This is a genomic window from Bacillus sp. THAF10 (genome assembly GCF_009363695.1).
Lineage (GTDB): Bacteria > Bacillota > Bacilli > Bacillales > Bacillaceae_I > Sutcliffiella_A.
On the sequence record NZ_CP045403.1, the window covers coordinates 1 to 10,000 of the forward strand.

Consider the following 10,000-nt stretch of genomic DNA (forward strand, 5'->3'; position numbering starts at 1 on the left):
TTGAATAATATTTCGGCTCTTTGGGATAAAGCATTAGGCCAGATAGAGAAAAAGATAAGCAAACCAAGCTTTGAAACCTGGTTAAAAAGTACAAAAGCACATTCGTTACAAGGGGATACGTTAGTGATTACCGCACCGAATGATTTTGCGCGTGATTGGCTAGAAAACAGATATTCCGGCCTGATTGGAGAAACGATTTCGGATATTATCGGAGAAGATCTTTCGATTAAATTTATTATTCCTCAAAATCAACCGGAAGAGGAGTTAGAAATTCAAGCTCCGAAAGCAAAAGTGAAAAAAGACGAAGATCCAATCGAAATTCCTCAAAATATGTTGAATCCTAAATACACATTTGACACGTTTGTTATTGGATCAGGAAACAGGTTTGCCCATGCGGCTTCTTTAGCTGTTGCCGAAGCTCCCGCAAAGGCCTATAATCCGCTTTTCATCTATGGGGGAGTAGGACTTGGAAAAACTCACTTAATGCATGCCATTGGACATTATGTGATTGAGCATAATCCTGCTGCTAAGGTGGTTTATTTGTCATCTGAAAAATTCACCAATGAATTTATTAATTCTATTCGTGACAATAAAGCTGTCGATTTTCGAAATAAATATCGAAACGTGGATGTTCTGCTAATTGATGATATTCAATTTCTAGCAGGAAAAGAACAAACCCAAGAGGAATTTTTCCATACGTTTAATACATTACATGAGGAAAGTAAGCAAATTGTCATTTCCAGTGACCGTCCTCCTAAAGAAATTCCAACGCTTGAGGACCGCTTGCGCTCTCGTTTTGAATGGGGACTTATCACAGATATCACGCCTCCTGATTTAGAAACGAGAATTGCGATTCTTCGTAAGAAAGCCAAAGCAGAAGGTCTTGATATTCCAAATGAAGTGATGCTCTATATTGCCAATCAGATTGATTCCAATATTCGTGAGCTCGAAGGTGCCTTGATTCGAGTTGTAGCGTATTCTTCCCTCATTAATAAAGACATCAATGCTGATTTGGCAGCGGAAGCTCTAAAGGATATCATTCCAAGCTCCAAGCCTAGAGTTGTGACGATTCATGATATTCAGCGCACAGTTGGGGAGGAATATAATGTGAAGCTCGAAGATTTTAAAGCAAAAAAGCGCACAAAATCGGTTGCATTTCCTCGTCAAATTGCCATGTACTTATCTAGAGAGCTGACTGATTTTTCCCTTCCGAAAATTGGAGAAGAGTTTGGCGGACGTGATCATACAACCGTTATTCATGCGCATGAAAAAATCTCTAATCTGGTGAAATCAGACAACGCTCTGCAAAAACAAATACAATCAATTAGAGATACATTAAAAACCTAGTAACCTTTTAAAGAAGTGGTTCGTGGAAACTGTGAATAAGTGTGCTTAGGTTAAACACAGGTTATGCACATGTGGATATCTTATGTTTGTTGCGATAAATTGACTTATCCACATAATCACAGCCCCTACTATTACTTCTACGGTTTTTTATTTAAAAAATATATAAATAGACCTGCCCTTGAAGGAGGATGAAGATGAAATTTATCATTCAACGCGATTTGCTAGTGCAAAGTGTACAAGATGTATTAAAAGCCGTTTCGTCTAGAACCACGATTCCTATTTTGACAGGAATTAAAATTGTCGCGACAGAAGAGGGAGTAACCTTAACGGGTAGTGATTCTGATATTTCGATAGAATCGTTTATTCCATGTGAAGAAGAAGGAACGGAAAATGTGGAAGTGAAAGCATCTGGAAGCGTCGTTCTACAAGCGCGTTTTTTTAGTGAAATCATTAAAAAGCTTCCAATGGATACCGTAGAAATTGAAGTACAAAGCCAATATGTTACGACGATCCGCTCTGGTAAATCAGAATTTAATCTTAATGGTTTGGATGCAGCAGAGTATCCGCATTTACCGCAAATTGAAGAGCAAAATGTGTTCCGTGTACCGACAGATCTGTTGAAAAACATTATTCGTCAAACAGTATTTGCAGTGTCCACCTCAGAAACACGCCCTATCTTGACAGGTGTAAACTGGAAGCTTGAAAACCATGAGTTAACCTGTACTGCAACAGATAGCCATCGTTTAGCGCTTAGAAAAGCGAGGGTGGAAGCAGAAAATGATATCGCGTGTAACGTGGTGATTCCAGGTAAGAGCTTGAATGAGTTAAATAAGATTTTAGATGATACCGATGAGTTACTAGATATCGTAGTCACTGAAAACATGGTGCTTTTTAAAGCGAAAAACATTTTGTTCTTCTCTAGACTGCTTGATGGAAGCTATCCTGACACATCCAGATTAATTCCTGCAGAGAGCAAAACAAACATCAATGTGACGACAAAAGAATTCCTTCAGGCAATTGATCGTGCTTCGCTACTTGCGAGAGAAGGAAGAAATAATGTCGTGAAGCTCGCTACAATCGAAGAGGATACACTTGAGATTTCCTCCAATTCCCCCGAAGTAGGGAAGGTTGTGGAGCAAGTGCAAGGAAACTCCATTGAGGGAGAAGAACTGAAAATCTCCTTTAGTGCGAAATACATGATGGATGCCTTAAAAGCATTAGAAGGCAATGAAATTCAAGTTAATTTCACTGGAGCTATGCGTCCATTCGTGATTAAAGCGTTGCATGATGACTCCATGCTGCAATTAATATTGCCAGTTCGTACCTACTAATCACTCTCATAACAGACCAAAAAGAAAGCTGCTAGCATATTTCCTAGTAGCTTTCTTTTCTATATCCCCAAGTTCTAGTACAATAGGAATTAGATAAATTAGAGATGGGGAAAATAAAGAAGATTTTTAAAAGAAAGTGAGCGTAAAAAAATGAAAGAAGTTCAAATAAGTACCGAAACCATCACATTAGGACAATTCCTCAAGCTTGCTGATATCATCCAATCAGGCGGGATGGCCAAATGGTTTTTACAAGAGCACGATATAACAGTCAATGGCGAAGCGGAAAACAGAAGAGGTAGGAAGCTTAAAGTAGAAGACGTCATTGAAGTTGAAGGCTTTGGAAGCTACCTTGTTGTCTCCTGAACATCTCCTAAAAGTTGGTGAAAGATATTGTATATAGAAGAACTATCACTAAAAAACTATCGCAATTATGATGAGATGCACACCGTTTTTGAAGACGGTGTGAATGTTATTTTAGGAGAAAATGCGCAAGGGAAAACTAACGTGATGGAATCCATCTATGTTTTGGCCATGGCAAAATCCCACCGAACGGCCAATGATAAAGATCTTATCAAGTGGGATGAAGAGTATGGTAAAATAGAGGGTAGGATACATAAACGGAATGGACCGCTGCCTATGCAGCTTGTGATAAGCAAAAAAGGGAAAAAAGCAAAAATTAATCATATCGAGCAATCGCGATTAAGCCAATATATCGGTAGCATGAATATCGTAATGTTTGCTCCAGAGGATCTGACGCTTGTAAAAGGGAGCCCGCAAGTGCGCAGGCGTTTTATCGACATGGAGCTTGGACAAGTATCGCCAAGGTATATGCATGATCTTTCTCGGTACCAAAAAGTGCTGCAGCAACGAAATCACTATTTAAAGCTATTGCAAACCAAAAAGCAAAAGGATCAAACCATGCTGTTGGTGCTAACAGAACAGCTAATTGAGCTTGCGGCAAGTGTAACAGAAAAACGAGAGGAGTTTGTCAGACTCCTTGAGAGTTGGGCCAGGCCCATTCATAAAAGTATTAGCAGAGGCTTAGAGGAATTATCGGTTATCTATAAACCATCCATCGATTATGTATCAGAAACTGCAAACTTGTCGAAAATGATAGAAGCATATAACGAAAAGTTTGATAAAATAAAAGATAGAGAAATTGAAAGAGGTTTAACCCTTTTTGGTCCTCATCGTGATGACCTTCTCTTTCAAGTGAACGGAAAGGATGTCCAAACATTTGGCTCACAAGGACAACAAAGAACCACTGCACTATCCCTTAAGCTAGCGGAAATCGACCTGATTTATTCGGAAGTAGGGGAATATCCCATATTGCTGTTGGATGATGTGTTGTCAGAGCTCGATGATTATAGACAATCCCACTTACTGAATACGATTCAAGGAAAAGTTCAAACATTTGTTACGACAACAAGTGTCGATGGCATTGACCATCAAACATTAAAGCAAGCGGCTACCTATGAGGTCGTGAGCGGCTCCATTATGAAAAAAGGGTGAGGTGAGGAGAATGTACTTACACATAGGGGAAGAAGTGATGGTGCGTGCATCAAAGGTCATTGCTATTTTTGATCGCCGACTGCTGCAATCGGATTGGAGAGCGAATCTTCCGGAAGCTGCACAAAAATCCATTAAAAATATTAGTAAGCATGATGTAAAGTCCGTTGTCATTACAGAGCAAACGATTTATCTTTCCCCACTTGCCTCGACAACCTTAAAAAAAAGAATGGATGCATCCTTAGAGGATTTGCTTAATTAGGGAAATACCGCCTCAGAAGGAACCTAGTCTATTGCGTTGAAATAAAAATTGAAGGTGATTGATATGACGATGGACCAAAAAGATTTGCTTGAAAATAGCTATGATGAGAGTAATATACAGGTACTTGAAGGGTTAGAAGCAGTACGAAAACGCCCTGGTATGTACATCGGTTCCACCAGCAGCAAGGGTCTGCACCATCTTGTATGGGAAATAGTCGATAACAGTATTGATGAAGCATTGGCTGGTTATTGCTCGGAAATCAATATCGTAATTGAAAAAGATAACAGTATTACCGTTAAGGATAATGGTCGTGGGATTCCTGTTGGAATGCACGAAAAAATGGGACGACCAGCAGTGGAAGTAATCATGACCGTTCTGCATGCTGGTGGAAAATTTGGCGGTGGCGGCTATAAGGTTTCCGGAGGATTACACGGAGTAGGTGCGTCTGTTGTAAACGCACTTTCCTCAGAACTAGAGGTCTTCGTTCACCGTGACGGCAAAATCCATTATCAAAAGTTTAACAAGGGTGTGCCAAATGCAGATTTAGAGGTTATTGGTGAGACCGAGGTTACAGGTACGATCACTCATTTCACTCCAGATATTGAAATCTTCACCGAAACACAAGTGTATGAGTACGACATTTTAGCGCATCGCTTACGTGAGCTTGCCTTTTTGAACAAAGGAATTCGCATCACGATTGAAGACAAGCGTGAAGAATCGCCAAAGAAAAATGAATACTACTATGAAGGTGGAATCGCTTCATATGTGGAGCATTTAAACCGTACAAAGGAAGTCATTCATGAAGAAGTGGTTTTTGTAGAAGGAGAAAAGGATGGCATCTCCATTGAAGTCGCTCTTCAATATAACGATAGCTACACAAGCAATCTTTATTCTTTTGCCAATAATATTAATACTTATGAGGGCGGAACTCATGAATCCGGCTTTAAAACAGCCTTAACAAGGGTTATCAATGATTACGCTCGTAAAAATAATATTTTCAAAGATGCCGATAGCAACCTAACAGGGGAAGATGTTCGTGAAGGGCTAACAGCGATTGTTTCTGTGAAGCATCCAGATCCTCAGTTTGAAGGACAGACAAAAACAAAGCTTGGAAACAGTGAGGCAAGAACGGTTACGGATTCTGTTTTCACAGAGAAATTCGAAGGCTTTTTATTGGAAAACCCATCAGCGGCAAGAAAAATTGTCGAAAAAGGCTTGATGGCATCTCGTGCGCGGATGGCCGCGAAAAAAGCTAGAGAGCTTACGCGACGTAAAAGTGCACTTGAAATTTCCAGCTTGCCTGGTAAATTAGCGGACTGCTCCTCAAAAGATCCGTCCATTAGCGAATTGTATGTAGTAGAGGGAGATTCTGCGGGTGGTTCTGCTAAACAAGGAAGAGACCGTCACTTCCAAGCGATCCTGCCATTGCGCGGAAAAATCATCAACGTGGAAAAGGCCCGTTTGGATAAGATTCTTTCCAACAACGAGGTACGCGCGATAATTACCGCACTAGGTACTGGGATTGGCGAGGACTTCGATATTTCCCGGGCACGATACCATAAAATTGTCATCATGACCGATGCGGATGTCGACGGAGCGCATATTCGTACGTTGCTCTTAACCTTCTTCTACCGCTATATGCGTCAAATTATCGAGCATGGCTATATCTATATTGCCCAGCCACCACTTTACAAAATACAGCAGGGGAAAAAGATAGAGTATGCCTATAATGATCGCCAGCTTGAAGAAGTTCTTGCTACCTTGTCTGATCAACCAAAAGCAGGAATTCAGCGCTACAAGGGTCTTGGAGAGATGAACCCAGAGCAACTTTGGGAAACAACGATGGACCCTGTGACGAGAACGCTACTGCAAGTAAGCCTTCAAGACGCAATTGAAGCGGATGAAACCTTTGAGATCCTCATGGGAGATAAAGTGGAACCAAGAAGAAACTTTATCCAGGATAATGCACGTTATGTGAAAAATTTAGATATCTAACACACTAGCTTTGTATAAAGAAGATTGTTGACTTTGAGTAGTTTCTAGCTGTTGATTGGAGCAAAGGCGTTGACTCCCGCGGCAATCAACAGAAGTCTATAAACAAAGCTAGTACATTAAATTGCGGGATAGGGTCGTCCTATCCTGCCATTTACATATAGAGTAGAGCGAAAGCGAAGACGGCTGCGGAAATAACCAGCCACTCGCAAGGAGGTTCGTAATATGTCTGAGAGGTCATCTCAAGTAAAAGAAATAAATATCAGTCAGGAAATGAAAACTTCCTTCCTAGACTATGCGATGAGCGTTATCGTATCTCGTGCCCTTCCAGATGTCCGTGATGGACTAAAGCCTGTTCACCGCCGTATTTTATACGCAATGAACGACCTAGGCATGACATCTGATAAAGCCTATAAAAAATCCGCCCGTATCGTTGGGGAAGTAATCGGTAAGTATCACCCGCACGGTGACTCTGCTGTATACGACACGATGGTGCGTATGGCACAGAACTTTAACTTCCGCTATATGTTAATTGACGGACACGGAAACTTCGGATCTGTGGATGGCGACGCAGCAGCTGCAATGCGTTACACAGAAGCAAGAATGTCCAAAATCTCCATGGAAATCCTTCGTGACATTAACAAAGACACCATTGACTATCAAGACAACTATGACGGCTCTGAAAAAGAACCTATTGTCCTACCAGCTCGTTTCCCCAATTTACTAGTGAACGGGGCCTCTGGGATTGCGGTCGGAATGGCCACTAATATTCCGCCTCATCAGCTAGGAGAAATCATTGACGGGGTACTTGCAGTTAGTAAGGACCCGGATATCACCATTCCGGAATTGATGGAAATCATACCGGGCCCTGACTTCCCAACAGCAGGACAAATTCTCGGAAGAAGCGGCATTAGACGAGCATACGAAACAGGCCGTGGCTCTATTACCATTCGGGCAAAGGTGGAAATTGAGACAAAGCCAAACGGCCGTGAAGTAATTCTTGTTCATGAGCTTCCTTACCAAGTAAATAAAGCCAAGCTCATCGAAAAAATTGCCGACCTTGTTCGCGACAAAAAAATCGAAGGTATCTCTGACCTTCGCGATGAATCAGACCGCAATGGAATGCGTGTGGTCATCGAAGTCAAAAAAGACGCCAATGCCAATGTGCTTCTAAACAACCTATACAAACAAACGTCTCTTCAAACTAGTTTTGGCATCAATATGCTTGCCCTTGTAAACGGAGAGCCGAAGGTATTAAACCTTAAACAATGCTTGTACTACTACTTAGAGCATCAAAAAGTAGTCATCAAAAGACGTACAGCTTTTGAGCTTCGCAAAGCAGAAGCAAGAGCACATATTTTAGAGGGCTTACGAATTGCACTCGACCATCTGGATGCGGTTATCACCTTAATCCGTAATTCTCAAACAGCAGATATTGCGAGAGAAGGATTAATGAATGAATTCTCCTTATCTGAAAAACAAGCACAAGCAATTCTAGATATGCGCTTGCAACGTCTAACAGGTTTAGAGCGTGAAAAAATCGAAGAAGAATACCAAGGCTTAATGCAGCTAATCGCCGAACTAAAAGCGATCCTAGCAGATGAAGAAAAGGTATTGGAGATCATTCGCGAAGAGCTTCTCGAAGTAAAAGAACGCTTTAATGATACAAGACGTACAGAAATCATTGTAGGCGGCCTTGAAAACATAGAGGATGAGGACCTTATTCCTCGTCAAAATATCGTGATCACCCTTACGCATAATGGCTATATCAAACGCCTGCCATTATCCACATACCGCAGTCAACGACGTGGAGGCCGCGGGGTACAGGGGATGGGTACAAATGAAAATGATTTTGTGGAGCACTTGTTAACAACCTCTACCCACGATACGATTTTATTCTTTACAAATAAAGGAAAAGTATACAAGGCCAAAGGATACGAAATCCCTGAATACAGCCGTACGGCAAAAGGTCTTCCTATCATTAACCTTTTAGAGGTGGAGAAGGGTGAATGGGTCAATGCCATTATTCCTGTTGAGGACTTTGTGGACGACTGGTATCTCTTCTTTACAACAAAGCACGGGATTTCAAAACGTTCTCCACTCTCTCAATTTGCGAACATCCGTAAAGGCGGGTTAATTGCCCTTGGCTTAAGAGAAAGTGATGAGCTCATTTCCGTAAAAATGACCGATGGTACGAAGGAAATGATTATCGGTACTAAAAATGGTATGCTGATTCGCTTCCATGAGACTGATGTTCGTTCCATGGGTAGAACGGCTACAGGGGTAAAAGGTATTTCCATCTCTGAAAGTGACGAAGTAGTTGGAATGGAATTACTAGAAGAAGGCCTGGATGTGTTGGTTGTGACCAAAAACGGCTACGGCAAACGTACTCCTGCAGAAGAGTACCGAATTCAAAGCCGCGGAGGAAAAGGAATTAAAACCTGCAATATCACCGAACGTAACGGTGAACTCGTTTCAGTGAAGACTGTTTCAACGGAAGAGGATCTCATGCTCATTACAGCCTCAGGTGTTCTTATACGTATGGCGGTGGATGGCATTTCCCAAATGGGGCGTAACACGCAAGGAGTGAAGCTTATCCGTCTTGGAGAGAGCGAATTCGTAACAACAGTCGCTCGAGTGGATAAAGAAGAAGAAATAGAAGAAGGAACAGAGGATGGCGTAGAAGTTTCCGAAACTGAAGCAGGAATTCCTACTGAAGAAGTCGAAGAATAAACAGTATACGCGATAACTTCAAATTGAGGAGCACTTTTATGTGTTCCTCTTTGTTTATAAGGAGAGGTACATTTGATGTTAGTGAGAACTGATCAATTGGTGGAAGGATGTATTTTGGCTCAAGAAGTAAAAGCGCTCAGTGCAAAGCCTATTATGACCAAAAGAACCGTCCTAACAAATCAGCATATTGAGATTCTAGAATCCTTTTTGGTGGAAAAAGTAGAGGTAGAGGCATTTCTATCAAATGGCCAGCCGTTTAACCCACACTTGCTTTCAATGTTAGAAAGCAAGCCACCTAGAGAAGACTCTTTTTTACAAATGTATTTAAAAGCAACGTATTCCTATAGAAAGATGTATGAAAGTTGGGAATCTGGCGCACCAATTGACTACGCCTCTGTTCGAAAAACGATTATTCCACTGATTGAAAAATCACTACAGCATGATGATGAGGTTTTTACCCTTTACCACTACAGTAACGAAGAAGAATATATCTTCCATCATTCCGTCGCGGTTGCCTTGATTGCATCTGCCATTGCTCAAGGATTAGGTCACAATAAAAAAGACGTCATTCAAGTTGGAATTGCCGGCTTTCTTATGGATTGCGGGATGTCGAGGATTGATCAAAGAATTATTAGAAACGTGGCAGTCCTGAAAAAAGAAGAATTCATCCAAATCAAAGAGCACCCTATCTTTAGCTATCAGATGGTGAGCAAGCAACCGGTAATACAAGATGAAATAAAGCTTGCTGTCCTGCAGCATCACGAACGCTATGATAAAAGTGGTTACCCTTTTGGTTTAGCTGAAGACAAGCTTCATCCCTATACTA

Annotated in this window: 8 protein-coding genes (1 of these 8 cut by a window edge); all 8 read left to right on the forward strand. The window is 41.3% G+C overall.

All coding sequences use genetic code 11. The features are described 5' to 3' along the window. Complete coding sequence (gene dnaA / locus FIU87_RS00005) at positions 1-1,347, forward strand: chromosomal replication initiator protein DnaA (RefSeq protein ID WP_152442736.1); 1,347 nt, start codon at positions 1-3, stop codon at positions 1,345-1,347. Positions 1,348-1,541: 194 nt separating this feature from the next. Beyond that, positions 1,542-2,678: a DNA polymerase III subunit beta gene (gene dnaN, locus FIU87_RS00010; RefSeq protein ID WP_152442737.1), complete on the forward strand. Its 1,137-nt coding sequence runs from the start codon at positions 1,542-1,544 to the stop codon at positions 2,676-2,678. Between the two features lie 150 nt (positions 2,679-2,828). Next, entirely contained in the window at positions 2,829-3,041 is a 213-nt protein-coding gene (gene yaaA / locus FIU87_RS00015; protein ID WP_152442738.1) for a S4 domain-containing protein YaaA, read from the forward strand. A 27-nt stretch (positions 3,042-3,068) separates the two neighbouring features. Continuing rightward, positions 3,069-4,190 carry a DNA replication/repair protein RecF gene (recF, locus tag FIU87_RS00020; protein ID WP_152442739.1) on the forward strand — a complete coding sequence of 374 codons (1,122 nt, stop codon included), beginning with the start codon at positions 3,069-3,071 and terminating at the stop codon, positions 4,188-4,190. A 10-nt stretch (positions 4,191-4,200) separates the two neighbouring features. After that, positions 4,201-4,449, forward strand: coding sequence for an extracellular matrix regulator RemB (remB, locus tag FIU87_RS00025; RefSeq protein ID WP_152442740.1), 249 nt, complete (start codon positions 4,201-4,203; stop codon positions 4,447-4,449). Positions 4,450-4,518: 69 nt separating this feature from the next. After that, positions 4,519-6,444: a DNA topoisomerase (ATP-hydrolyzing) subunit B gene (gyrB, locus tag FIU87_RS00030; protein ID WP_152446349.1), complete on the forward strand. Its 1,926-nt coding sequence runs from the start codon at positions 4,519-4,521 to the stop codon at positions 6,442-6,444. Between the two features lie 222 nt (positions 6,445-6,666). Beyond that, positions 6,667-9,174 carry a DNA gyrase subunit A gene (gene gyrA, locus FIU87_RS00035; RefSeq protein ID WP_152442741.1) on the forward strand — a complete coding sequence of 836 codons (2,508 nt, stop codon included), beginning with the start codon at positions 6,667-6,669 and terminating at the stop codon, positions 9,172-9,174. 75 nt (positions 9,175-9,249) lie between these two features. Next, a protein-coding gene (locus FIU87_RS00040) for an HD-GYP domain-containing protein (RefSeq protein WP_152442742.1) crosses the window boundary here: on the forward strand, positions 9,250-10,000 show its 5' portion. Its footprint extends 326 nt past the window's final position; the window shows 751 of its 1,077 coding nt (coding positions 1-751); its start codon is at positions 9,250-9,252; the stop codon falls past the right edge of the window.

Bases quoted from the DNA above. Each gene is read 5' to 3' on its own strand.
- gyrA (WP_152442741.1), top strand. From the start codon at position 6,667: ATGTCTGAGAGGTCATCTCAAGTAAAAGAAATAAATATCAGTCAGGAA.
- yaaA (WP_152442738.1), top strand. From the start codon at position 2,829: ATGAAAGAAGTTCAAATAAGTACCGAAACCATCACATTAGGACAATTC.
- remB (WP_152442740.1), top strand. From the start codon at position 4,201: ATGTACTTACACATAGGGGAAGAAGTGATGGTGCGTGCATCAAAGGTC.
- gyrB (WP_152446349.1), top strand. From the start codon at position 4,519: ATGGACCAAAAAGATTTGCTTGAAAATAGCTATGATGAGAGTAATATA.
- dnaN (WP_152442737.1), top strand. From the start codon at position 1,542: ATGAAATTTATCATTCAACGCGATTTGCTAGTGCAAAGTGTACAAGAT.